Origin of the sequence: Nonomuraea sp. NPDC052116 (genome assembly GCF_040680035.1) — a bacterium.
GTDB lineage: Bacteria > Actinomycetota > Actinomycetes > Streptosporangiales > Streptosporangiaceae > Nonomuraea > Nonomuraea angiospora_A.
Genome location: NZ_JBFAWA010000028.1, coordinates 128303 through 152069, shown reverse-complemented (window position 1 = coordinate 152069; position 23767 = coordinate 128303). Strand labels below are relative to the sequence as shown.

Annotated in this window: 21 protein-coding genes; 10 read left to right on the top strand and 11 right to left on the bottom strand. The window is 71.7% G+C overall.

Annotated features, from left to right (window positions below; translation table 11 throughout):
• Positions 1-91 precede the first annotated feature (91 nt).
• Both modA and AB0L65_RS42270 read right to left on the bottom strand, forming a co-directional pair.
• Positions 92-904 carry a molybdate ABC transporter substrate-binding protein gene (gene modA / locus AB0L65_RS42275; protein WP_364257982.1) on the bottom strand — a complete coding sequence of 271 codons (813 nt, stop codon included), beginning with the start codon at positions 902-904 and terminating at the stop codon, positions 92-94.
• Between the two features lie 13 nt (positions 905-917).
• Positions 918-1331, bottom strand: coding sequence for a helix-turn-helix transcriptional regulator (locus tag AB0L65_RS42270; RefSeq protein ID WP_364257979.1), 414 nt, complete (start codon positions 1329-1331; stop codon positions 918-920).
• Positions 1332-1412: 81 nt separating this feature from the next.
• Here AB0L65_RS42270 and AB0L65_RS42265 point away from each other — a divergent pair, with 81 nt between their 5' ends.
• Together AB0L65_RS42265 and AB0L65_RS42260 are read left to right on the top strand one after the other, a co-directional pair.
• Positions 1413-2045 carry a molybdopterin-dependent oxidoreductase gene (locus AB0L65_RS42265; protein WP_364257976.1) on the top strand — a complete coding sequence of 211 codons (633 nt, stop codon included), beginning with the start codon at positions 1413-1415 and terminating at the stop codon, positions 2043-2045.
• A 34-nt stretch (positions 2046-2079) separates the two neighbouring features.
• Positions 2080-2268, top strand: a complete 189-nt coding sequence (locus AB0L65_RS42260) for a hypothetical protein (RefSeq protein ID WP_364257973.1) — start codon at positions 2080-2082, stop codon at positions 2266-2268.
• Positions 2269-2342: 74 nt separating this feature from the next.
• Here AB0L65_RS42260 and AB0L65_RS42255 read toward each other — a convergent pair whose 3' ends face one another.
• Entirely contained in the window at positions 2343-3047 is a 705-nt protein-coding gene (locus AB0L65_RS42255; RefSeq protein ID WP_364257970.1) for an FCD domain-containing protein, read from the bottom strand.
• Positions 3048-3278: 231 nt separating this feature from the next.
• Here AB0L65_RS42255 and AB0L65_RS42250 point away from each other — a divergent pair, with 231 nt between their 5' ends.
• From AB0L65_RS42250 to AB0L65_RS42225, 6 genes are read left to right on the top strand one after another with little or no spacing between them, the layout of a single operon-like run.
• Positions 3279-4529 (top strand): sugar ABC transporter substrate-binding protein, encoded by a 1251-nt coding sequence (locus AB0L65_RS42250; protein WP_364257967.1) that lies wholly within the window; start codon positions 3279-3281, stop codon positions 4527-4529.
• 28 nt (positions 4530-4557) lie between these two features.
• Positions 4558-5508 carry a sugar ABC transporter permease gene (locus tag AB0L65_RS42245; RefSeq protein WP_364257964.1) on the top strand — a complete coding sequence of 317 codons (951 nt, stop codon included), beginning with the start codon at positions 4558-4560 and terminating at the stop codon, positions 5506-5508.
• The gene (locus tag AB0L65_RS42240) at positions 5505-6320 is read left to right on the top strand and encodes a carbohydrate ABC transporter permease (RefSeq protein WP_350735505.1); all 816 of its coding nucleotides are present in this window, start codon (positions 5505-5507) and stop codon (positions 6318-6320) included. Before AB0L65_RS42245 ends, AB0L65_RS42240 begins: the two co-directional genes overlap by 4 nt.
• A 5-nt stretch (positions 6321-6325) precedes the next feature.
• The gene (dgoD, locus tag AB0L65_RS42235; RefSeq protein ID WP_364257961.1) at positions 6326-7474 is read left to right on the top strand and encodes a galactonate dehydratase; all 1149 of its coding nucleotides are present in this window, start codon (positions 6326-6328) and stop codon (positions 7472-7474) included.
• A 44-nt stretch (positions 7475-7518) separates the two neighbouring features.
• Positions 7519-8748, top strand: coding sequence for a D-mannonate dehydratase ManD (manD, locus tag AB0L65_RS42230; protein WP_364257958.1), 1230 nt, complete (start codon positions 7519-7521; stop codon positions 8746-8748).
• Positions 8738-9283 (top strand): gluconokinase, encoded by a 546-nt coding sequence (locus AB0L65_RS42225; RefSeq protein WP_364257955.1) that lies wholly within the window; start codon positions 8738-8740, stop codon positions 9281-9283. The genes manD and AB0L65_RS42225 overlap by 11 nt, the downstream gene beginning before the upstream one ends.
• A gap of 249 nt (positions 9284-9532) precedes the next feature.
• Here AB0L65_RS42225 and AB0L65_RS42220 read toward each other — a convergent pair whose 3' ends face one another.
• From AB0L65_RS42220 to AB0L65_RS42195, 6 genes are all read right to left on the bottom strand, one after another.
• Positions 9533-10837, bottom strand: a complete 1305-nt coding sequence (locus tag AB0L65_RS42220; protein WP_364257952.1) for a vanadium-dependent haloperoxidase — start codon at positions 10835-10837, stop codon at positions 9533-9535.
• A 186-nt stretch (positions 10838-11023) separates the two neighbouring features.
• Positions 11024-11263: a hypothetical protein gene (locus AB0L65_RS42215; RefSeq protein WP_364257949.1), complete on the bottom strand. Its 240-nt coding sequence runs from the start codon at positions 11261-11263 to the stop codon at positions 11024-11026.
• A complete protein-coding gene (locus tag AB0L65_RS42210; protein WP_364257946.1) occupies positions 11260-11544 on the bottom strand; it encodes a YrhB domain-containing protein in 285 nt (94 codons plus the stop codon). Before AB0L65_RS42210 ends, AB0L65_RS42215 begins: the two co-directional genes overlap by 4 nt.
• A 19-nt stretch (positions 11545-11563) precedes the next feature.
• On the bottom strand, positions 11564-15580 hold the full coding sequence (locus AB0L65_RS42205) for a toxin glutamine deamidase domain-containing protein (protein WP_364257943.1): 4017 nt from the start codon (positions 15578-15580) through the stop codon (positions 11564-11566).
• Positions 15577-15876, bottom strand: a complete 300-nt coding sequence (locus tag AB0L65_RS42200; RefSeq protein ID WP_364257940.1) for a hypothetical protein — start codon at positions 15874-15876, stop codon at positions 15577-15579. The genes AB0L65_RS42205 and AB0L65_RS42200 overlap by 4 nt, the downstream gene beginning before the upstream one ends.
• Positions 15877-15897: 21 nt before the next feature.
• Positions 15898-16284: a YbaB/EbfC family nucleoid-associated protein gene (locus tag AB0L65_RS42195; protein WP_364257937.1), complete on the bottom strand. Its 387-nt coding sequence runs from the start codon at positions 16282-16284 to the stop codon at positions 15898-15900.
• Positions 16285-16474: 190 nt separating this feature from the next.
• On the opposite strand from AB0L65_RS42195, the gene AB0L65_RS42190 reads away from it, so the two are divergent.
• Both AB0L65_RS42190 and AB0L65_RS42185 read left to right on the top strand, forming a co-directional pair.
• The gene (locus AB0L65_RS42190; protein ID WP_364257934.1) at positions 16475-19576 is read left to right on the top strand and encodes a BTAD domain-containing putative transcriptional regulator; all 3102 of its coding nucleotides are present in this window, start codon (positions 16475-16477) and stop codon (positions 19574-19576) included.
• 51 nt (positions 19577-19627) lie between these two features.
• Positions 19628-20836 carry an FAD-dependent monooxygenase gene (locus AB0L65_RS42185; RefSeq protein ID WP_364257931.1) on the top strand — a complete coding sequence of 403 codons (1209 nt, stop codon included), beginning with the start codon at positions 19628-19630 and terminating at the stop codon, positions 20834-20836.
• A 17-nt stretch (positions 20837-20853) separates the two neighbouring features.
• On the opposite strand, the gene AB0L65_RS42180 is transcribed toward AB0L65_RS42185, so the two are convergent.
• Both AB0L65_RS42180 and AB0L65_RS42175 read right to left on the bottom strand, forming a co-directional pair.
• Positions 20854-22146: a condensation domain-containing protein gene (locus AB0L65_RS42180; protein WP_364257928.1), complete on the bottom strand. Its 1293-nt coding sequence runs from the start codon at positions 22144-22146 to the stop codon at positions 20854-20856.
• A gap of 10 nt (positions 22147-22156) precedes the next feature.
• A complete protein-coding gene (locus AB0L65_RS42175) occupies positions 22157-23572 on the bottom strand; it encodes a condensation domain-containing protein (RefSeq protein WP_364257925.1) in 1416 nt (471 codons plus the stop codon).
• Positions 23573-23767: the final 195 nt, after the last annotated feature.

The window sequence follows — 23767 nt, the reverse complement described above, 5'->3', positions numbered from 1 at the left end:
AGCCCGGCATGCGGACCGGCCGGACGCCCGGCGAGCCCGCCGCGCAGGCTCGCCGGGTCGAGTTGCTCCGGCGCCCAAGAGCTCATCCCGATCAGGGGGCCTCGAAGCCGGCCTTGGTCAGCACATCCTTGCCCTGCTGCGACACCACCAGGTCCACGAACTGCTTGGCCAGGTCACCCGCCGGAGCCTTGGCCAGGGTGGCGATCGGATAGTCGTTGATCGCCTTGTCGGCCTCGGGGAAGGCGATGCCCTGGACCTTGCCCGCCGACGCGATCACGTCGGTCTTGTAGACCAGCGCCGCGTCCACCTCACCCAACTCGACCTTGGTCAGCGTGGCCTTGACGTCCTGCTCCAGCGTCACCGGCGTGACCTTGAGCCCGGCCGCGTCCAGCGCCTTGATCGCCGCCGCCCCGCACGGCACCTGCTCGGCGCACAAGGCCACCTTCACCTTGCTGTCGGCCAGATCCTTCAGCTCGTCCACCTTGGCCGGATTGTCCTTCGGCACGGCGATCATCAGCTTGTTGCGCACGAACGTGGTCGGCGAACTCGCCAGCGACGCGTCGGTCACCGTCTTCATCGTGGCCGGGCTCGCCGCGGCGAACACGTCCGCCGGAGCCCCTTGGGTGATCTGCTGGGCCAGCGTCGCGCTGGAGCCGAAGTTGAACTTCACCGTCGTACCCGGGTGCGCGGCCTCGAAGGTCTTGCCGAGCTCGGTGAACGTCCCGGTAAGCGACGCCGCCGCGAACACCGTCACCTCCTTGGCCCCGCCACCGGCGGCCGGGGCCGACGAGGCCCCGGCCGTGGCCGTGGACGTGGCCGGTCCGCCGGAGCCGCAACCGGCCAGGCCCGCCAGCGCGAATGCGACGGGCAGGGCAATCGCCCATCGGGAAAGACGCCTGAACACCACAGGGGGCTCCTCACAAGTAACTGGCCACGCGCTCGTGACCGGGAATCTCCACGACGACGTTGGTGGACTTGATCACGGCGACCGCCACCACTCCCACCTCCAGGCCCAGCTCGTCCGCGGCCTGGCGGCTCATCAGCGACACCACCCGGAACGGCCCGGCGGCGATCTCCACCTGCGCCATCACCGCATCGCGGATCACCTCGGTCACGATCCCGCGGAAGCGGTTACGCGCCGAGGAGCGGCTGCCGTCGCCGCTCTCCTCGATCTGCGAGCGGGCGAAGGCGGCCAGGTCGGCGCCGTTCACCTGCCGATGACCGTGCTCGTCCCGCTCGGCCCCCAGCCGACCCGCGTCCACCCACCGGCGGACCGTGTCGGCGCTGACCCCGAGCAGCGCCGCGGCCTCGCTGATCCGAAACGTCGTCACAAGCTCTCACGATACCCTCCGCACATTCGAGCCTGAATACCCGGCTTTCGCCGCAGCAGCGGCATGATCTACGGTTCTGCCATGGCATCCACGAGATCGGAGAGCACCCTCGTGAGTATCGGTTCACCCCGCCGCCGGGCCGTCGCGTCCGCGCTCGCCACCGCCCTGCTGGCCACGCTCACACCCGCCGCCCCGGCCACGGCCGCAACCGCCGCAGGCCCGTCCTCCACCCAGCAGGCCGCCGCAGGCCCCTCCTCCGTCCGGCAGGCCGCCGCCGGGACGGTCAAGGTGCGCGGCCAGGTCAACCGTCCGCGTTCGTTCACCATGGCGCGGTTGCGCGGCCTGCCGCAGCACACCGTCCGCGTGCGCTACCAGACCTCCCACGGCGCGGAGAAGCACACCTTCACCGGCCCGCTGCTGTCCGACGTCCTCCAGCTGACCGAGCCGCGCATCGACCCCGACGTCAAGAACGCGCAGCTACGCCTGGTCGTCACCGCCACCGGCTCCGACGGCTACCGCGCCGCCCTCGCCTGGGCCGAGCTCGACCCGGCCTTCTCCGGCAAGAAGGTGCTGCTCGCCGTCACCCAGGACGGCGCGAAACTGGACGAGGAAGGCCCGCGCCTGGTCGTGCCCGGCGACGTCAAGGGCGGCCGCTACGTCAGCGGCGTCGTACGCCTCCACGTCGGCGACACCGACGCCCTCGACCCCGCCTGACCAGCCCCTCGCCTGGCCGGAGGGCGGAACGCCCATGTCACGACGACTGCTGCGGTGGGCCGGTGTGCTGCTGGCCGCCGGCTCCGCCATCGCCATGACCGTGTATCCCCTCATCGTGGACCGGGCGGACCCGCGCGTCAGCGCGCTGGGCGCTCTGCTGGGTCTGACAGGACTCGCGCTCGCCGCCCACGCCCGCCCCGATCGACGCGACGACAACTCCTGAACGGCACACCAACGAGGCGGGCCGCCAGTACCAGGTCAAGATCGAACGCCGCGCACTGACGCGAAGGCCGCCGGTCAGGCGCCGCCCGGCTCGGCGGTCCGCTCCCACAGCGACTTCATCTCGGCGAACCCCTGCTCCATGATCCCCACCATGGCCTTTCGGGCGCGATCGCCGTCGCGCCGCTGGATCGCCTGGGCCACGTCGGTGTGCAGCTGCAGCGCCTCCTCGTCCGGGTAGTGAGGCATCAGGTGGTAGTGGTGCCGGCCGGCCAGCACCTCGGCGACGATCAGCTGCAGCTTCGCGAACATCTCGTTGCCGGAGGCGGCCAGCACCCGCCGGTGGAAGTCGATGTCCAGGTCGAGGAAGCGGGCCTCGTCGCCGGCCTTCCCGGCGGCCCACATCTTGGCCGCGAGCCCGACCAGCTCGCTCGCCTCGTCGTGGTCGACCCGCCCGGCGGCCAGCCAGGCGGCGTGCGGCTCGATCGCGGTCCGCAGCTCGGTGATCGAGCGCAGCTGCGCCATCCGCCCCTCCGAGGCGAGCCGCCAGCGGATCACCTGCGGATCGAAGACGCTCCACACCCCGGGAGGCTGGATCATGATCCCGACCCGGCGCCGGGTCTCGATGAGCCCCATGGACGCGAGCACCCGCAGCACCTCGCGGATCACCGAGCGGGAGACCTGGTAGCGGTCGACCAGGTCTTCGATGCTCAGGACCGAGCCGGCGGCCACGTCGCCGCTGCAGATGGCGGTGCCGAGGTGGTCGAGGACCCGTGCGTGCAACCCAGCCTCCGCAAGGGCGGGCCGAGTGGGGGCGGCCCCCGGGGAGGACTGATTCACGGCATAGAACATATCAGTTGAAGGCTGACTCTTGAATAAGTCAGCTTTTTTGTCCTAGCATCCCGGCATTAAGCAGATGTTACGAGCATGTGGCGCTCTTCCGGGGAGCGGCGACCATGACAGGAAGGCGGGATTGACGTGCGACGTCGCGCGATATTCGGTACATCTCTGGCCGTGGTGGCCGCCATAGGGCTGTCCGCCTGTGGCGGTGGCGGTGACGGCGGCGGGTCCAAGACGGTCCGGATCACCCTGGCCAACCACGTGTGGACCGACAACATCAAGAAGTCCCTGCCCGAGTTCGAGAAGCAGACCGGGCTCAAGGCCGAGATCACCCAGCTCGGCGAGGACCAGCTCTCCGACCAGTACAACGTCAAGCTGAACGCCGGCTCGTCCGACATCGACGTGATGATGTACCGCCCCCTGCAGGAGGGCAGGCTCTTCGCCAAGAACAAGTACCTGGCCGACCTGTCGGACCAGGTGAAGGCCAACAAGGACTGGGACTTCGGCGACTTCCAGGCCGGCCCGGTGGAGGCCACCACGTACGAGGGCAAGCCGGTCGGTGTCCCCATCATCACCGAGCAGGAGGTCCTCTACTACCGCAAGGACCTGCTCGCCAAGGCCGGCCTGAGCGCCCCGCCGAAGACCCTCGACGAGCTCAAGGCCGCCGCCGCCAAGATCAAGGCGGCCGAGCCGGACATGGCCGGGTTCGTCGCCCGTACCGGCAAGTCGCCGGCGGTCACCCAGTTCTCCAGCTTCCTGTACAGCTTCGGCGGCGACTTCGTCGACGGCAGCGGCAAGGCCGCGGTCGGCAGCGAGGCGGCCAAGCAGGCGTACGCCTACTACGGCGGGCTGATCAAGGACTCCGGCCCGGCGAACGTCAGCACCGACATGGGCTGGCCCGAGGCGATGGCCATCTTCACCCAGGGCAAGGCCGCCTTCTACACCGAGGCCAACTCGCTCTACAAGAACGCCACCGACCCGGCCAAGTCCAAGGTCTCGGACAACGTCGGCTTCGCGCCGTTCCCGGCCGGCCCGGGCGGTTCGAAGCCGTACAACATCCCGTCGTGGGCGCTGGGCGTCAACTCCAGCTCGGAGAACACCGCCAACGCCTGGAAGTTCATCGAGTGGGCCACCGGCAAGGCGCAGACGCTCGCCCAGCAGAAGTCCGGCGTGCCGGGCGCCCGCACCTCCGTGTGGGCCAACCCGGAGAGCACCTCGACCTTCCCGAAGGACCTGGTGGAGGCCATCGCGGCCAGCACCAAGGACGGGGTGGGTCATGACCGGCCGCTGGTCGTGAAGGTCGCCGAGTCCCGCGAGATCGTGGGCCAGCCGATCGTCGACGCGATCACCGGCAAGGACGCCGCGGCGGCCGCCGACACGGCCAACGCCGCGTTCCAGAAGTTCCTGGACGACGAGGCCAAGTAAGCGGCACCCGCCGACCCCTGGAGTCCCCATGGCAACGATCACCACACCGACCACCAAGGCGCCGCGCGGCGCCCCCGCCGCCCCCGGCACGCCCGGCTGGCTGCGCTGGGTGGACGCCCACCGCAAATGGCTCTTCGCCGCGCCCGCGATGGTCTTCGTCGCCGCGCTGCTCGTGTTCCCCCTGGCCTGGACCGGCTACCTCAGCCTGACCGACGCCGAGGGATCCGTCCGCGCGGAGAGCGAGTTCGTGGGCCTGCGGAACTACCTCGACGTCCTGACGGACACCGAGCGGTTCTGGCCCGCGGTCGGGCGGACCGCCACGTTCACCGTCGTCGCGCTGCTGTTCGAGGTGGTCCTCGGGATGGCGATCGCGCTGCTGCTCTGGCGGCCGTTCAAGGGGCAGCGGTGGGTCCGGGTCGCCATCCTCATGCCGCTCGTGGCCACTCCGGTCGCGGTCGGCATGATGTGGCGGCTCATCTTCGACCCGAACATCGGCATGGCCAACCAGCTCCTCGGCTGGTTCGGCATCGGGCCGCAGCCGTGGCTGGCCGGCCAGCACACGGCCCTGGCCACCACGATCTTCATCGACGTGTGGCAGTGGACGCCGATGGTGGTGCTGATCCTGCTCGCCGGGCTCACCTCGCTGTCGGACGAGCCGCAGGAGGCGGCGCACATCGACGGCGCCAGCACCTGGCAGCGGTTCCGGCACGTCACCCTGCCGCTGCTGATGCCCACGCTGACGGTGGCGGTCCTGCTGCGCGGCATCGACGCGCTCAAGACCTTCGACGTCCTGTACGCCACGAAGGGCCGCGGCGGCGGTTCGTTCCACGAGGTCGAGACGCTGAACGTGTACGCCTACGGCCTCAGCTTCGACTACAACGAGTACGGCGTCTCCTCCACCGTCCTCATCCTCTTCTTCCTGATCATCATCGGGGCCATGTGGGCCCTGACCGCCCGGCGCAAGGAGGCGCAGCGATGAAGGCCCGGCCCGCGTACCAGGTGTTCCGGGTGGTGGCGCTCACCATCGTGGTGCTCTCGCTGGTCGCACCGCTGCTCTGGATGGTCTCCGCGTCGTTCAAGACCAACGTCGACATCTACGACCCGGGCAAGGCGCTGGCCTTCTCGCCCACCATGGACAACTACGCCAAGGTGCTCCAGCAGGCGAACTACGTCGAGTTCATCGTCAACAGCCTCTGGGTGGCGTTCGCCGCCACGGTGGCCTCGCTGATCCTCGGCGTGCCGGCCGCGTACTCGATGAGCCGGTTCAACATGAAGAAGTCCGCGCTGGTGGTGCTGATGGCCCGGGTCATCCCCGGCGTCTCGCTGCTGGTGCCCTGGTACTACGTCTTCTCCAACCTGAAGATGGTCGGCGGCTTCGGGGTGCTGATCATCAGCCACATGTTCGTCGCGCTGCCGCTGGTGGTCTACATCATGATGGGCTACTTCGACAGCCTGCCCGAGGAGCTGGAGGAGGCGGCGCTGGTGGACGGGCTGACCCACGTCGGCGCGTTCCGGCGCATCACCCTGCCGCTGGCGGTGCCGGGCATCGCCACCGCCGGGATCCTGTCCTTCATCTTCTCCTGGAACAACTTCATGTTCGCGCTCGTGCTCTCCGACGCCGACACCAAGACCCTGCCCGTGGCGATCTTCGACTTCGTCGGGTACGCCAGCATCGACTGGGGCGGCCTGATGGCCGCGGCCACCGTGGTCACCGTGCCGATCATGGTGATCGCTCTGTTCGTGCAGAAGTACGTGGTCTCCGGCCTCACCGCCGGCGCGACGAAGGGCTGACCGGCATGACGACCATCGCGCGCGTGGAGACCTTCCTCGTCGCCCCCCGCTGGCTCTTCGTCCGGGTGGAGACCGACTCCGGGATCGTCGGCTGGGGCGAGGCCACCTGCGAGGGGCGCTCCGAGACCGTCCGCACCGCCGTCGAGCAGCTCGCGGAGCTGCTGATCGGCCGGGACGCGCTACGCATCGAGGACCACTGGCAGGTGCTGACCAAGGGCTCGTTCTACCGGGGCGGCCCGATCCTGGCCAGTGCCGTGGCAGGGCTCGACCAGGCCCTCTGGGACATCGCCGGCAAGCACTTCGGCGCCCCCGTGCACCAACTGCTCGGCGGTCCGGTCCGGGACCGGATCCGGGTGTACGGCTGGGTCGGCGGCGACGAGCCCAGCGAGGTCCGCGATCACATCGCCGCCCAGCTCGAGGCCGGGCTCACCGCGGTGAAGATGAACGCCTCCGGCGCGATGAGCCCGGTCGCCTCGGTCGCCGAGCTGGACGGCGTGGTCGCCCGGGTGGCGGCCGCCCGCGAGGTGCTCGGCGACCACCGCGACGTGGCCATCGACTTCCACGGGCGCTTCACCCTGGCCAACGCCCGCCGGGTGGCGCCGCTGCTGGAGCCGTACCGGCCGCTGTTCCTGGAGGAGCCGGTCGTACCGGAGAACTCGCACCTCATCGGCGAGTTCGTCCGCTCGACGACGACCCCGGTCTCGACCGGGGAGCGGCTCTACAGCCGGCAGGAGTTCCTGCCGGTCTTCCAGGCCGGCATCGCGGTCGCCCAGCCGGACCTCTCGCACGCCGGCGGCATCACCGAGGTCCGCAAGATCGCCACCCTCGCCGAGGTGTACGACGTGCAGCTCGCCCCGCACTGCCCGCTCGGCCCGATCGCCCTCGCGGCCTGCCTCCAAGTCGGCTTCGCCGCCCCGAACTACCTGATCCAGGAGCAGAGCATCGGCATCCACTACAACCGTGGCGCCGAGGTGCTCGACTACTGCCTCGACAAGACCCCGCTGACCTTCGTGAACGGATACGTCGAGCGGCTCACCGCGCCCGGCCTGGGCATCGAGATCGACGATCAGGCGGTCCGCGCCGCCGACAAGAAGGGACACGCCTGGCGCAGCCCCGTCTGGCGGCACCGGGACGGTTCGTACGCGGAATGGTGACCATGACCCCCCGAACGCACCGCCGACGTGAGAAAGGCACCCGCGTGAAGATCATCGCAGCGGACGTCATCGTGACCAGCCCCGACCGCAACTTCGTCACCCTCAAGATCACGACAGACGAGGGGATCACCGGGCTGGGCGACGGCACCCTCAACGGGCGTGAGCTGGCGGTCGCGTCGTACCTGGCCGACCACGTGGTCCCGTTGCTGATCGGCCGGGACCCGCATCGCATCGAGGACACCTGGCAGTTCCTCTACCGCTCCGCCTACTGGCGGCGCGGGCCCGTCACCATGGCCGCCATCGCGGCCGTGGACGTGGCGCTGTGGGACATCAAGGCCAAGGCCGCCGGGATGCCGCTCTACCAACTGCTCGGCGGCGCCTCCCGGACCGGGATCATGGCGTACGGGCACGCGTCGGGCCGGGACCTGCCGGAGCTGTTCGACTCGATCCGGCGGCACCTGGAGATGGGGTACCGGTCGCTGCGGGTGCAGACCTCCGTACCGGGCATCAACGCCGTGTACGGAGTGGCCGCCCAGCCCAGTGCCGAGGGCAAGCGGTACGACTACGAGCCCGCCCAGCGCACCGCGCTGCCCGCGGAAGAGGACTGGGACACCCGCGCCTACCTGCGCCACCTGCCCGGCGTCTTCGAGGCGGTGCGCAACGAGTTCGGCCCCGAGCTGCCGCTGCTGCACGACGGGCACCACCGGATGACCCCCATCCAGGCCGCCAAGCTCGGCAAGGCCCTCGAGCCGTACGACCTGTTCTGGCTGGAGGACTGCACCCCGGCGGAGAACCAGGAGGCGCTGCGCCTGGTCCGTCAGCACACGACCACCCCGCTGGCCATCGGGGAGATCTTCAACACCGTGTGGGACTACCAGACCCTGATCCGCGAGCAGCTCATCGACTACGTCCGCTCCGCCGTCACCCACACCGGCGGGATCACGGCCATGCGCAAGCTGCTCGACTACGCCGCCCAGTACCAGATCAAGTCCGGCATCCACGGCCCGACCGACATCTCTCCGGTCGGCATGGCCGCCGCCCTGCACCTGGACCTGGCGATCCACAACTTCGGCATCCAGGAGTACATGCAGCACGGCCAGGCGACCAACGAGGTGTTCCGGCAGTCGTTCAGCTTCAGCGACGGCTACCTGCACCCCGGCGAGCTGCCGGGGCTCGGCGTGGATCTCGACGAGGAGGCCGCGGCGCGGTTCCCGTACCAGCCGGCGTACCTGCCGTTCAACCGGCTCAAGGACGGCACCGTCCATGACTGGTGAGCGGCGGCGCACCCGGCACATCGTGGTCATGGGCGTGTCGGGCGCGGGCAAGACGACCGTGGCCCGCAGGATCAGCGAGCTGACCGGGCTGCGGTTCGCCGAGGCGGACGAGTTCCACCCGGAGGCGAACGTGGCGCGGATGCGCGCCGGCATCCCGCTGGACGACGCGGACCGCTGGCCGTGGCTGCGTGACCTGGCCGCCTGGATGGCCGCCCGGCACGCCGAGGGCGTCTCCACGGTGCTGGCGTGCTCGGCGCTCAAGCGCTCCTACCGGGACGTGCTGCGGCAGGGCCCGCCGGAGGTGGAGTTCGTCCTCCTGGACGGGCCCGCGACGCTGATCCGGGACCGGTTGACCCGCCGTACCGACCACTACATGTCGCCCGGCCTGTTCGACTCACAGCGGGCGATCCTGGAGCACCTCGGCCCGGAGGAGTCGGGGATGGTGCTGGAGGTGGCGCTGTCGCCGGACGAGCTGGCGGCGGCGGTGGCGACCCGGCTCGGCCTGCCGACGGCCACCCGCCCGGCGATCCCCTGATCCGGCGCGACGGTCACCGCGGGCGACCCGAGCTGCCGGACCGCCGCCGACGGCACGCTGAGCCCGGGAGGGGGCAGTTGTTGATCCGACCACGGGAACGAGCCTCGGCACGCTACTCGACGCCGGTAAAGGTCAGGATCCGCATACAGGGCAGCTCCAGTCGATCGCTTTCACGGCCTACATCCCGGCCCTGCCCTACCGCAAGAGCTGCCCCCTGAAGCTCGCCACTTCAGGGTGAAGAGCAGGTCATTACTCCTTCGGTTTGAAGTAGTGCGCGACCATGTAAGCAGTGACCTTCTTGCCGATTTTCGCGCCTTCGATGTCCGCCGTTCGGGTATGGATTCCGCCCCAGATACGGGCTTCGATGACCTCGGCGAGCGCCTGCGAGAAACTGCGGAAATACCTGGTGGTACCCGAGGCGGCGCTGTATCCGCTGAAGGGGATGTCGTTGCGGCCGAAGAAATACGCCAACGCCGACATGCTGGCCGCTGTGAAGCAGGTATGTCCGGACGTGTAGTCGGGGTGCGGTGGTGTGACGAGCAATGGCGTCCAGTCGGGATCGGCCGCCGTTCCCGGATTTCCGTCCGTGTCGGCCAGGCGGATCGCCGTGACCGGCCGCCAGAAGGTCCACGCTGCCTTCTCGTTGTAGCAGGCGATCGTGGCGTCGGCTTCGGCCAGGTCGACCATCGCGAACATCCGCGCCGTCTGCAACGTGTTCAGTTGCCGCTTCGTCGCCAGCTGGCGCTTGATCTCCCATTCGGCCAGGTGCCGGTCGTGCCACCAGATCGCGGCTTGTGTCTGGTCGGACGTCCTGACCGTACTGGTCGCCGAACCGATGGTCTTGACCTCGTTGAAGTCCCGGGCGTACCGGTGGCTGGTGAGCGATGGCGGGCCGGACGTGCGGAACATGGAGGCGCTGCGGATGAGGAACGGTTTGAGGTCACCGACCCAGGCTCCGTCGGAGGCGAACGTGGGTGGAGCCGGCCGCCACTGACCGGGCTGGGTGCCCACAGTCCAGGTCTGGTTTCCGAACGCTCCGTCGTTCTGCCGTGCGGCGTTCATCGCAGAGGCCGCCTGAGTGCCCACGGTGATTCCGCGCTGCTTGGCGGTACCGTCGGGGATCACGGCCAGCGCCTCGTCGTACTGCGTCTTCAGCCTCGCTTGCTGTTCCGGGAACAGAGCGTTCAGCACAAGGAAGCCCGCGGTCGCGACGGCCGCGTCCGTCGACTCGGTCCCGTCGGCAGGCGGCGCGATCAGATACGGCTGATAGGGAGTGCCGGCGATCGCGTTTACGGCGTCGTAAACGGCTCCGTGCACCATTGCGAAGCTGCGCGCCTGGACCTGCGGTTGCTGGCCGGCAATGTCCCATATCGCTGTCTGGGCGTTTCTGTCCCAGGTGATGACGGCATTGGGAGGCGCGTTCGAAGTCGACGCGTTCGCGAACGACGAGCCGAGTCCGATCGGCGACCCGACAGCGATGACTCCGGCGACGGATAAGCTGACGGCCTTGCGCGGAAGGACGCCTGCCCATCCGGCGGAACGTAATTTGACCATGATGGGAAATTACTCCGACCGCCACCGATCGAGCCAGCGCACGTTCCGGGAGCACGGCGCCGCCATGATGTTCCTCGCCGGGTGGGACAGCACCCGCTCACATTGAGGTACAACAACGGATACAAGCCGGCCGCTGAAAGCGTCACCCCAGCTTGCGACAGCCTCGGGCCGCACAGCCCTCGCCTCTCAGGTGCGGCGTAGCTCGAACGCCCGCACCGCCCCCTCGGCCGTCGGCCGCAGCGCGAACCGGACACCGCCGTCGCCGGGGTATTCGTTCCGGTGGTCGAAGCCGCCCTCATAGATCTCCGCCGGGACGCCTTCGGGGAAGGCCTCGCAGTAGGGGACGTACCGGCCGGCCGCCTGCGAATCAACCCGTTGCCGGAGCCTGGCGCACGCGTCGCAGATCGCGGGCCGCCGCCGCGTCACAGCGCCGCCTCGTAGGCCTCGGCCGCCGCCTCGCCGGTGTACATGGAGTCGTACTCGACGACCCCGCCGTCGGCCCGCCGCACCAGGACCGGTCCCAGCCCGGCGTACGTGGTGCCGGGGTCGCCCGTCTCGACGAACTCCACCGTGGTGATCGTGAAGAACCACCCGTACGGCCGCTCCACCGTCACCGCGTCGTGCACGACCAGCCGCTCCCCCACCGCGCTCAACTCCTCCGCGATGTACGCGCGCACGACCTGCTCGGCCTCCTCCTTGCTGATCATGATGGTGATCCGTCCTTTCTTAGCGGGTCTGGAAGAAGTCGTACTCGCGGTACTTGCCCTCCATGGGGTGCCGGTCGATGTACACCCGCTGGTGCTGCCCGTCCGCGTAGTAGATGTTGCCGTTGACGTTGAGGACGTTGCACACGTGCCCGATGCCGGAGCCGCTGTAGCCGATCACCACGCCACGTGATCCCGGCCCCTCGTTCTGCAGAATCTTCGCTACCTTCTTGAGACTGCTGAGCCGCATGTGCTTCTCGATCGCCCGCCTGCCCATCGTGGTGCGGATGACCGGGACCGGCGCGGCGTTCAGTGGCCCGGCCACGGCCGGCTTGCCGCGCAGGATGTCGTCGATGGCCAGGCTGGTCTCCGGGCAGTTCCTGTTGTGCCCGGTCGGGTTGACCTTGTTGATGATCGCGAGCAGGTCGCCGAACCTGATCTCCCTGGAGCCGAGGTCGTCGATGAACTTCCGCAACTCCCCGTACGCCTTCCGCATGGCCTCCTTGTGCTCCTCGCCGAGCGGCTGGGAGGCTTTGTCGTAGTCCTCCACCCGTTGCGGGCGCAGTCCGGCGAGGGGCACCTTGGTCCGGCGCTCGACATTGACCTTGCCGAAGTCGTCGTGGTCGGAGATCGGCGGCTCGTACCCCTTCGTCCCGCTCTGACCGGCGGCACCGGTGCCCTTGAGGTCGTCCGGCTCCAGGTCGAAGTCATAGAGCAGGATCTCGCTGATGAAGCCGATGCCGGTGCTGGTGTCCTCCCTCTCGCGGAAGGCCATCCAGTTGTCCATCTCCGCCGCGCCCTTGAACTTGTACCAAGGCGTCCGGCTGGCGTCGGCCAGGCCGTGACGGCGGACGAACGCCTGGGCGTTGTCGATGGCGTCCTGGAACGCGTCCGCGTCCTGGTTGCGGTCGGCGGCCGTGTACTGGTGGGCGAGATGGTCGGCCTCCCGCATGACGTCTTTCCAGTGGCGCCGGTCGGCCTGGGAGTCGTACAGGTTCTCGGCCTGGTAGGCGGCCTCCTGCGGCTGGCCGCTCCGGCCGCTCTGGCTCGGGGACCGAGACGTCTGTGCCATTGACTGCTGCTCGCCACTCGGGCCGGCCAGGCCGTTCTGGCGGGCGGCCCAGAGGATGCCGTCGCGTACGTACGGGGAACGCGCCTGGAACGTGTCCAGCAGCCACTGGGTCCCGTCGCGGCCCCAGGTGTTCGCCATGCGCTGGAGGATCTTGCCTGCCTGGCGTTCGGCGTCCTCGTCCCGATAGCGGGATTCGCTCATCCGCCCGTCCATGGCCCGCAGCGCCCACAGGTCCGGATCCGCTTCCGGGTCGTCGGCGGGACCGCGCCTGCGGGCATAGACCTCTTCGCGGGAGCGCGTTGTCAGCGGGGTGTCCTGTGCCCGGTGTGCCTGCGTGGTGTGCAGCCGATCGATCAGCTCACCGACCGCCCTGGCCAGGGGACGCGGGGTCGCCGAGGTCCTGTACTCGGTGAACGCCTCCGCGATCAGGTCGCGGGGGGTGGTGGCGCCGTACGTGGACAGGCGGGACTCGACGGCGGTCACGGTCCCTTGGTCGTGCACGCCTGTGACGTCGTACGGGCGGCCCAGCGCCGCCGAGACGGTGGCGTTCAGGGCGGTGCGCGCATCGGGGTCGCTGATGATGCGGTCGGCGATGTGCTCGCCCACCTCGTGGTAGAGCACACCGCGCACCGACCCACCGCCCGGCACCGTCCACCCGGTGGCCTCCTCCACCCGCCCGGCCTCCGCCTGGTCGGCCATGGCGACAGGGTTCAGGTGGATGCCCCGCTCACCACCGTCCATGACCGCGTAGGCCACCAGGTCCGGCTGGGTGACAAAGTTCCCGTGCGGGTCCGTGGTGCTGACGGTGCCGAGGGCGCGCGTCAGGTCCGGGTAGTCACGGGCCAGCTCACGTAACGCCTGATCGATGTCACTCGCCGCCTCCGGCCCGATCCCCTCGAGCCTCGGTACGGACGGGGTGCCCGCCCCACTGAGCGCCAGAGTCAACGCCTCTTTGGACGGCACCAACTCCCCGCCCTCGACATCCACCCCAGGCCCTGTCACGTTCGGGGCGCCGGAAGCCGTCGGCACTGTCGGCACAGAGGCGGCAGCGGCCGGGGCAGTCGGCCCGGCCCCGGCCGTGGCCGGGGCAGTCGGCCCGGCCACCGCCGTGGCCGGAGTAGTGGGCCCACCCGTCCCGGCGCCGGGGGTGCCGGCAGCCGCGCCGATCGGGCTGGTCTGTGCCGATGAGCCACCTGGCGCACCGCCGGCCGCCGACTGGCCGCTCGATCCCACCCCTTGCGATGCCGCACCGGCCTGCGCCGTCCCGCCAGGGGCGGTGCCCGGTGCTGTACCCGTTTGCCCCGTTTCGCCGGACGCGGTGCCCGGTGCCGATCCTTGCGGTGCCGTACCCACCTGCGCCGTCCCGCCGGACGCGGTGCCCGATGGCGCACCCTGCGAAGCCGCGCCGGCCTGCGCGGTCCCGCTGGAGGCGGTGCTCTGTGCTGATCCTTGTGGTGTCGCGCCTGCCTGGGTGGTGCCGCTGGAGGTGGTGCTTGGTGGTGCTCCGGTAGGTGCGCTTCCGGTCTGGGCCGACGCGGTGGGGGCCGACGCGGTGGGGGCGCTGGCCGGTGTTGGGGTGGGGCCGCTGCGCTGAGGGGTGCCTGTCGAACCGGTCCCGTGTGCGTCGCCGGCCGGGGTGGGTGGGGTGGTTGTCATCGGGGTGACCCCGCCGGCCCCGTGGGTGGCGGTGTTCTGGGTGCTCCCGCCCTGACCGGAGCCGGCGGTGGGTGTCGAGGTAGAGGGGGTGGGGTCTTGGGCGAGGGCGGTGAATTCCGCGCGGGCGAGGGCCGTTGACGGGTTGGCGAGGGCGGAGAGGACGTCGGTGCCGAGGGGGCTGATGGTGCCCACTCGGCCGGCGCCGGCCGCCATACTGCCCACCAGCCCCTCCATCGTGGGGAGTTGCCAGGTGCCGTACACGACGCCGTTGGAGATCATCCCGGCGGGGGCCGAGACGAGCGCGTTGGTGGCGGCCGCGCTCGCGGCCTTGGTGGGGTACCGCATGAGGACGTTCGCCAGCCCACCGGTGTCCCCGGCCGCGGCGTCGAGGTGGCGCAGGCCGGGGAGGCCGGAGACGTGCTTGGAGACCGCGGGCGCGATCCGGGACGCCAGCAAGGCGCCGGTCGCGTCGCCGAGGACGTTCGCGGCCGTCATGCGGGTGTCCCAGCTGGTACGCGTCCCGAGGTCCATCTGCCGGCGCTGGGCGAGCCCGTCCATGAGCAGGCCCTCGCCCACCTCCTCCGGCAGTTCGCGCAGCATGTGGCTGGTGACCGCCCTGGCCAGCAGCCCCTGGCCGAGTTTTCGCCCGCCGAGCTGGGCCGTCTGGACGGCGGCGAGTTTCGGCGCGACGGTCGTGAGCCCGCGCCCGGCCCCCGCCGCCCGTTCCAGGGAGCCGAACACCTGGTTGAGGAAGGTACGCAGCCGCTGCGCGTACGCGGCGAGCAGCGGTGTGGTCGCGCCCGCGGTGAGGAAGCTCGCCGTGACCCCGACGGCGGCAGCGCTGACCGTGATCCAATAGCCGACGTTGATGGACAGCTTGCCGTACTGCGTGGCGCGCGCGAAGGAGTCCTGCTGCAGCGCGTACGCCTGAGCGGCCTGCGCCATCCCCGCCAGCCCCGTCTCCCCCGACGCGAGCTCGTCGGTGTGCTCGCGGAAGGCGTCGGCCGACGCGCCCGACCACCCGTCCAGCATCGTGGCCCGCGAACTCACGTCCTGCCCGGCCAGCGCCGCCCGCGACAGGTCGTCGAAGGCCACCGCCAGCTCCGCCAGGCCCTTCTCGCTGCCCTCCGGCCACATCTGCCCGGCCGCCACCAGCGAGATCAGGACGTCCACCCACTCGGGCGCGCCCTCTCCCCAGGCCGGCGTGACGTCGGTCGCGTAGCCGCCGCTGCCGATCGTGTCGTCGCCACCGCCCGGCGGGCTGGTGACCGGTGTGCTGCGGTTGTGCTCCGCCCCCGCGTGGACGCTCACACCCGATCGCCCTTCGGCGTGGAGGCGGCCTCGCTCGTGGTCTCCACGGTCTGCCGTACACCCTCGCCGGTGGCCTCGTGGTCTCTCATGAGCTGTCCGGCCCAGGCGATGAGCGTGTCGGGCCCTCCTTCGGCCGAGTACGCCCGGTAGAACTCCTGCCCGGCCGAGTCGCCACCCCAGGGGGCGGCGGCGTTCAGCCGTTCGATCCGGGCGGTGGCGTCGCGCAGAGCGTCACCGAGTCCGGCGGCGTGGCCCTGCCAGCCCTTGAGCCCGGCCTCGACCTGAGACCGCTCCATGCGTACGTGCTCGGCCATCCGCTACCCGATCTCGCGCAGCCGGTCGTCCAGGTGCCCCAGCACGCTGTCGAGGTCGCCATCCAGGTGGGCCCGCATCTGCTCCGGCGGGACGAGGGGCGCGAACATCCGCACGATCTCCTCCTGGGCCATCGCCGCGGCCTGCTGCACGGTGGCGGTGATGAGGCCGGCCAGCCTGCCGCTGTCCCGCAGGCGGGAGACCCGGGGGTCGAGCTCGAGCCGGATCAGGTCACCGCGGGCGCCCACGGTGGCGGTAACGAGGCCGTCGGGCGAGCTGTGGGTGACCTGCAGGGCTCGGGCGCGTTGGTGCAGTTCCAGGGATTGATCCTGCAGTCGCAAGAAATTGTCACGCAATTGGTTCGCGTATTCATGCAACTGGTCAGCGTTCATTTCTCGCACCGTAATGGGGGAAAGTCGGCTCTTAGCCCCATTTCAGGATTCGTCGAAGTGACCCGCCCTGCTGCTCGTCGAGCGGCCGGCGCTGCCCTGGGTACGGGAGACCACCTCGGAGCGCCGAGCGGCCCGCGGCTGGGATAATTGCCGGCATGTGCGAAGCCGGGGGCTTTTGATGCGGTTCGGCGTGTTGGGTCCGGTTGAGGCGCGCCTGCCCGACGGGGGCCCGGTGGCGGTGGGCGGCCCGCAGGTGCGGTCGCTGCTGGCGATGCTGTTGCTGGAGGCCGGTCGCCCGGTGAGCGTCGGCCGGCTGGCCGCGGGCCTGTACGGCGAGGACGCGCCCGCCGACGTGGCGCACGCGCTGCAGTCGCAGGTCTCCCGGCTCCGGCGAGGACTGCGTGACGGGGCGGCCGTGGAGTTCGGGCCGGCGGGCTACCGGCTCGCGGTCGACCTCGACGCGGTGGACGCGCACCGGTTCGCCCGGCTCGCCGGGCAGGGCAGGCAGGCGCTGGCCGGCGGGGACCCGGCGGGCGCCGCGATGGTGCTGGGTCAGGCGCTGGACCTGTGGCGCGGGCCGGCGCTCGCCGACGTGCTGGACGCGCCGTTCGCCGCGGCGGCGGCCGCCCGGCTGCTGGAGGAGCGGCTGACGGCGGTGGAGGACCGGGCCGAGGCCGCGCTCGCGCTGGGCGAGCACCACGCGGTGGCCGCGGAGCTGACGGAGCTGGTGGAGGCGCACCCGTTGCGGGAGCGGGCGCGGGCGCTGCTGATGCGGGCCCTGTACGCCGGTGGCCGGCAGGCGGAGGCGCTCACCGCGTACGAGCAGGCCCGCCGGTTCCTGGGAGACGAGCTCGGCGTCGATCCGTCCGCCGAGCTGGCCGAGGCGCACCTGGCCATCCTGCGCGCCGAACCGGCGGCCGCCCTCGCGCTCCGGCGCCTGCCGGCCCAGCTCACCAGCTTCGTCGGACGGGCGGAGGAGCTGCGCGAGCTCGCGGCGCTGCCGGCCGGATCACGGCTGGTCACGCTGACCGGTCCGGGTGGCACCGGCAAGACGCGGCTGGCGGTGGAGGCGAGCGGCCGGGTGCCCGGGGAGGTGTGCTTCGTCGACCTGTCCGCGTTGAGCGACGGGGCGCAGGTGGCACCCGCCGTGGCCGCCGCGCTGGGCCTGCGCGAGCCGGGACCGCCGGAGGATCGGCTCGTCGCGGCGCTGGCCGACCGGCCGGTGCTGGTGATTCTGGACAACTGCGAGCAGGTCGTCGCGGACGCGGCCGGGCTCGCGCACCGGCTGCTGGCCGCCTGCCCCGCGCTGCGGATCCTGGCCACCAGCCGGGAGGCGCTCGGCATCACCGGTGAGGTCCTCTTCCTGGTCGGGCAGCTGGCCGTGCCCGCACCCGATGCCGCGCTCGCCGAGGCGCTGGCCTGCCCGGCGGTGCGGCTGTTCGCCGACCGGGCCGCCGCCGTACGGCACGGGTTCGTCGTGGACGCCGCCACGATCGGCGCGGTGCGGCGGATCTGCGCCGCCCTGGACGGGCTGCCGTTGGCCATCGAACTGGCGGCGGCCCGGCTGCGCTCGTTCACCCTGGACGAGGTGGACGCGCGGCTGGCCGACCGGTTCCGGCTGCTGTCGCGCGGCGAGCGCACTGCGGCGCCCCGGCACCAGACGCTGCGCGCGGTGGTCGACTGGAGCTGGGGGCTGCTCGACCCGGATGAGCAGGCGCTCGCGCGCCGGCTCACCGTGTTCGCGGGCGGCGTCACCCTGGCGGACGCGGAGCGGGTCTGCGGCCTGGACGGGCCGGCCGGGGCCGACGATGTGGCGGCCGTGCTGGCCGGCCTGGTGGACAAGTCGCTCGTCGAGGCGCACGACGGCCGGTATCGGATGCTGGAGACGGTGCGCGAGTACTGCGCGGAGCGGCTCGCCGAGACCGGGGAGCGGGAGGAATGCCTGCGGGCGCACGCGGAGTGCTTCACCGCGCTGGCCGAGGCCGCCGACCACCACCTGCGGGGGCCCGGCCAGCTGGATCGGCTCGCGCGGCTGGACGCCGAGCACGGCAACCTGCTGGCCGCACTGGGCTGGGCCGTCACCGCCGACCCGCCGCTGGCCGCGCGGCTGATCGCGGCCCTGTCCTGGTTCTGGTGGCTGCGCGGCCTGCGCGGCGAGGCCGCCCCGCTCGCCGCCCGGCTGCTGGGCGAACATGCTCCGGGTGCGGAGCAGGCCGAGGAGTACGCGTGCTGCGTGGTGACCGCCGCCGCGACCGGCAACTCCACCGATGCCGACCTGCGCGACCACCTGGGCCGCGCCGCCGCCGGCCTCGCCGCGCACGACCGGCCGCTGCGCCGGCCCCACGTCGTGTTCCTGCTCTCGATGGCCGGACGCCTGCTCGACGTCGAGCCCGCGCTTCAGCACCGGCTGTTCGACACCGACCCGTGGTCGCAGGCGTTCCTGCGCATGGGCGACGGCCTGCGGCTGCTGCTCGGCGGGCGGACCTCCGCGGCCGAGGACGCGCTCACCGCCGCGCTGGCCGGGTTCCGCACGTCGGGCGACCGCTGGGCGATCGCGAACTCGCTGGACAAGCTCGCCGGGATCGCGGCCTGGCGCGGTGAGCGGGCCCGCGCGGTGGCCTGGATGGACGAGGCCATCACGCTCATCGAGGAGCTGGGCCGTACGGAGGACGCCGCGGACCTCCTCACCCGCCGCGCCGACCTGCTGGCCCAGGACGGTGACCTCCCCGCCGCCGGGACCGGCTACGAGCGCGCCGCCGAGGTCGCCCGCGCCGTCGGCGCGCCGGACCTGCTCGCCGACGCCCGCCGTGGCCTCGCCGACCTCGCCCGCCGATCCGGCGAACCCGACCAGGCCCGGCAGCTGTACGAGGCGGCGCTGGCCGGCTGCGGGGACGCCTCGATCACCGGGAGCCGGATCCGTGCCCGCATCCTCACCGGACTCGGCTGGACCGCCACCATGAACACCGCCGCCATGAACGGGGACGCCGCGCAGGCCCGCGTTCACCACCGCGCCGCGCTCGAGACGGCCGTGCGCAGCGGCAACCTGCCCGCCGCCGCGGACGCGGTGGACGGCCTCGCCGGGGCCGCGCTGCTGGCCGGTGACGCGGAGCAGGCCGCGACGCTCATCGGCGCGGCGGCGTCCCTGCGCGGGACGGAGCTGGTGGCCGACCGCGACGTGGACGAGACGGCCGCCGGGGCCGAACGCGCGCTCGGCCCCGGCCCGTACGCCGAAGCACGTCACCGGGGCCGCGGGCTGAGCGCCGAGGAGGTGCTCGACCTGGCCGGTGAGTGACGGTGAGCGCTTGGTGAGCGCCTGGCGAGCGGGACCGGCGACGCTGTCGCCATGACACAACACCTCGTGAACAAGACGGTCCTGATCTCCGGCGCCAGCGTGGCCGGTCCCGCCCTCGCGTACTGGTTGCAGCGCTACGGTTTCACCCCGACCGTCGTGGAGCTGGCCCCGGCGCTGCGGGAAGGCGGCTACAAGGTCGACCTGCGCGGCGTGGCGATGGACGTCGTCGACCGGATGGGCCTCACCCCGGCCGTCAAGCGGTACAGCACGCGGATGCGCGGCGGCGCCTGGGTGAACGCGGCCGGCAAGCCGCTCGCCACCCTGGGCCCCGACCTCATCGGCCTGCGGGCCCCCGGCGACGACGAGGTGCTGCGCGGCGACCTGGCCCGCATCATGTACGACGCGACCAAGCAGGGCGTGGAGTACCTGTTCGGCGACAGCATCACCGGCCTCACCCAGGGCCACGACGGCGTCATGGTGACCTTCGCGCGCTCCGCGCCGCGCGTGTTCGACCTCGTGATCGGCGCGGACGGGCTGCACTCGAACCTGCGGGCCCAGGTCTTCGGCGAAGAGGCGACGTTCGTGCGCCCGCTCGGCATGCACGCGTGCGTGTTCACCGTGCCCAACCACCTCGGCCTCGACCGCTGGGAGCTGATCTACCCGACGCCGGGCAAGGTCGTGAACCTCTACAGCACCCGGCAGTCCGCCGCCAAGGCCCAGTTCATCTTCCCCACCCCCGCCGTGCTGCCCGACCGCCGCGACGTCGCGGCACAGCAGCGCCTGGTCGCCGAGACCTTCGCCGGCGCCGGTTGGGAGAGCGCCACGCTGCTGGCCGCCATGCCGCACTCCCCCGACTTCTACTTCGACTCCGCCAGCCAGGTCCGGCTGGACCGCTGGTCGGCCGGGCGGATCGCGCTGGTCGGCGACGCCGCGCACAGCCCGTCGCCGCTGTCGGGGCAGGGCACCAGCCTCGCCCTCGTGGGGGCGTACGTGCTGGCCGGCGAGCTGAAGGCCGCCGGCGGCGACCACCGGGTGGCGTTCTCCCGCTACCAGGAGGAGATGCGCGGCTACGTCGACGTGAACCTCAGCCTCGGCGAGAGCAACGCCAGGCAGATGGTGGCCGGCAGCTCCCGCCAGATCCGCATGCAGACCACCATGATGCGGATGGTCAGCCACCTGCCCTGGAAGGACCTGGCACTGCGCCCGATCCTGAAGCCGCTCAACGCCGCCGCGAACGCCATCACCCTCAAGGACTACTGAGCGGGGCTCGGCCCCCGTCAGGGGTGAGCCGCGCCGGCCACGAAGGACTCCAGCCGGTACAGGAGGCCGGCCATCTCGCCCTCGGGCAGGCGGGCGGTGTCGGCGCTCAGTTCCACACCGAGCGTGCCCTTCCAGCGCATCAGGGCCACGCAGAAGTCGCAGCTGCGCCGGTCCATGCCGGGCAGCCATTCCAGCTCGGACTCCCCGTCCGCGCGGTCGGCGCCACCCGAATCCTCGCCGGGGCGCAGGTCGTTGAAGCAGCACAACGGGAACATGGGGACGCCTCGGTCGGCGCTCATCCGGTCGACCATCGCGTGCAGGGCCAGCGAGTCGAAGCGGGCGCGCCGGTAGGACGTGAGAACCGCCGAATACGCGCTCACGAGGGTCTCGGCAAGGCTTCCGCACGGGCCCAGGGTGAACAGTCCCAGCTGATTCAGGCTGGTGACCAGGCCCCGGGTCCGGCTGTTGAAGCGGTTGTGCACGATCGGGGTGATCGCGGACACCTCGTGCCCGGTCAGCTCGCGCAGCAGCATGGCGACCGCCACCAGCAGGACTGTGGCGGTGCTGACGCCGGTGCGGCGGGCGAGCACCTGTGCGGCGTGGTCGAGCCGGGGCGACGACAGCACGGCCCGCGCGAACCTCGGCGTCGCGCCGCTGCTGACCACGGTGGGGAACATGGCGGACGGCACGGTCCGCAGCAGCGCCTCCCACTGGGCGATCGACCGGTCCGAACGGGCCGAGGCCGCCTCCTCCTCCCGTACCAGGTCGAGCAACTGCGACGACGGCGGTCGCGTGATCACTCCGCGGAGCAGCAGCAGCCGCAGATCGCGTACCACGACGTCGGCCGCGCGCCAGTCCGCGACGACATGATTCATCACGAGCGCCACGTGGGTGGCGACGCCGTCGCAGACCACGATCCCGGCGCGCAGCGGCTGCTCGCCGTCGCCGAAGGGTCGCCCGGCCAGACGGGCGACAAGTCCGGCCGCGGCATCGTCCACGTCGCCGCGTGCGGCCTCGACCAGCTCGATCGCCAGGGTCCCGGCCGCCGCCACCTCCTGGTACGGTCCGGTCGCGCCGAGCCGTACCACGGATCTCAGGGCGTCGTGCCGACCCATCACCTCGGCCAGAGCGGCCGCCACGGCCCCGGGACGGCGCGGGCCTCCCGCGCCCGGGACGGTCAGCAGCCGGGGCACGTTGAAGTAGCGTGCGTCCGGCCCCACCCCCTGGATCGCCGTCCAGACGTCCCGCTGCCCCCATGCGAGCTCCGCCGTGCCGGAACGGCCGGAGGCGAAATCCACCGAAAGCCGCATGGCGCTCTCCTTAGTTCCGGACCGCTGCTCCCAGCTCGGACAGCCGCAGGCTCGGGTCGCCGCCCGCGCGCGTCACCACGCGGGCGAACGCCTCCACCAGGCGGTGCGCGGTGGCGGCGTCGAACAGGTCGGTCGAGTACTCCAGCCAGCCGCCGATCCCCTCGGGCCCCCGGTACACGTCGAGGGACACCTCCACCCGGGCCCGGCCCAGGTCGGGCTGCGGACACACCTCCACGGCCAGGTCCCCCAGCTCGGTGCGGAGCAGGTCGCCGGTGGGCAGGTTGTGGGTGAGGTTGAACATCGCCTGGCACAGCGGCGGGCGGCTCAGGTCGCGCGGCACCCGCAGGGCGCCGAGGATGCGGTCCAAGGAGGTTCCGGCGTGGGCCAGGGCCTTCATGGTGCCGATCCGGGTACGCCGCAGCAGCTCGCCGAAGGGCGGATCCCCCGACAGGTCGGCCCGCGCGACGAGCGTGGTGGAGAAGTAGCCGATCAGCGGGGCCAGCTCGGGCCGGTCCCGGCCGGCCACGGGCACGCCCACGCAGAAGTCGTCCTGCCCGGCGGCCGCGCCCAGCGTGACCTGCCACGCGGCGAGCAGGGCCATGAACGGGGTGGCCCGGTGGGCACGCGCGAGGAGCTCCAGGCGGGTGACGTCCGCGTCCGGCACGGTCACGTCCGCCTTCGCGCCGCGGCCGGTCCAGCGGGCCGGGCGGGGGTGGTCGAGGGGCAGGTCGAGCGGGGGTGCTCCGGCGAGCCGTTCGGTCCAGTAGTCCAGGTGGTCCCGGCCCTCCTCGGCCCGCCGCCGCTCGGCCGCGGCGAAGTCGCGGTACTGCGCGGGCAGCTCGTCCAGCAGGGGCGCACGGCCCTCCCGGTGGGCGCGGTAGCACTCGCCGAGCTCGCGCATGAGCACGTCGAGCGACCAGTGGTCGACCACGATGTGGTGCAGCACGATGCACAGGACGGCGTCGTCGGCGGCCAGGCGCAGCAGGCCCGCCCGCCACGCGGGGGCCGCCGCGAGGTCGAACGGCCGCCCGGCGTAGCCGGCGACCGCCTGTCCGAGGTCGGCGGAGGCGGGATCCAGACGGTCCAGCCGCACCTCGCCGGGCTCGTCCACGACCTGCGCGGGCAGGTCGCCGTCCAGGACGAAGCGGGTGCGCAGCACCTCGTGCCGGACGGCGATCGCGGTGAACGCCGCGGCGAGTGCGATCTCGTCGACGGGGCCGCGCAGCCTGACCGGCCAGGTGATGTGATACGCGCAGTCGTCAGGGTCGAAGCGCTGCAGGAACCACAGCCGCTCCTGCCCGGTGGACAGCGGCCAGGTGCGCTGGTCCCGGCCGCCGAGCAGCGCCCTGCGCAGGGCCGCACGGCGTTCGGGGGGCAGCGTGGCCAGGCGGCGCCGCAGCTTCTCGCGCTCGAGGTCGGGGCTCACGTGGGGGTCACCTCGAAAGTTGGGAACGCTCCCACAGAAGCCTAGGTATCGCGCTCGAGGCAGGTCAAGATCCCCCACCGCGACGCTTGGTGACCGGACGCGGACGGCAGGCGATCAGCACGCGTGGCACCGGCCCTTCATTCTCGGCATTTGACAGTCTGGAAAGCTCTCCGTCCGACCATTGCCGCTCCTCAC

Coding starts and splice junctions, on each gene's coding strand:
- AB0L65_RS42240 (WP_350735505.1), top strand. CDS start 5,505: ATGAAGGCCCGGCCCGCGTACCAGGTGTTCCGGGTGGTGGCGCTCACC.
- dgoD (WP_364257961.1), top strand. CDS start 6,326: ATGACGACCATCGCGCGCGTGGAGACCTTCCTCGTCGCCCCCCGCTGG.
- AB0L65_RS42185 (WP_364257931.1), top strand. CDS start 19,628: ATGACACAACACCTCGTGAACAAGACGGTCCTGATCTCCGGCGCCAGC.
- AB0L65_RS42260 (WP_364257973.1), top strand. CDS start 2,080: ATGTCACGACGACTGCTGCGGTGGGCCGGTGTGCTGCTGGCCGCCGGC.
- AB0L65_RS42210 (WP_364257946.1), bottom strand. CDS start 11,544: ATGATCAGCAAGGAGGAGGCCGAGCAGGTCGTGCGCGCGTACATCGCG.
- AB0L65_RS42245 (WP_364257964.1), top strand. CDS start 4,558: ATGGCAACGATCACCACACCGACCACCAAGGCGCCGCGCGGCGCCCCC.
- AB0L65_RS42220 (WP_364257952.1), bottom strand. CDS start 10,837: ATGGTCAAATTACGTTCCGCCGGATGGGCAGGCGTCCTTCCGCGCAAG.
- AB0L65_RS42180 (WP_364257928.1), bottom strand. CDS start 22,146: ATGCGGCTTTCGGTGGATTTCGCCTCCGGCCGTTCCGGCACGGCGGAG.
- AB0L65_RS42225 (WP_364257955.1), top strand. CDS start 8,738: ATGACTGGTGAGCGGCGGCGCACCCGGCACATCGTGGTCATGGGCGTG.
- AB0L65_RS42265 (WP_364257976.1), top strand. CDS start 1,413: ATGGCATCCACGAGATCGGAGAGCACCCTCGTGAGTATCGGTTCACCC.
- AB0L65_RS42195 (WP_364257937.1), bottom strand. CDS start 16,284: ATGAACGCTGACCAGTTGCATGAATACGCGAACCAATTGCGTGACAAT.
- AB0L65_RS42200 (WP_364257940.1), bottom strand. CDS start 15,876: ATGGAGCGGTCTCAGGTCGAGGCCGGGCTCAAGGGCTGGCAGGGCCAC.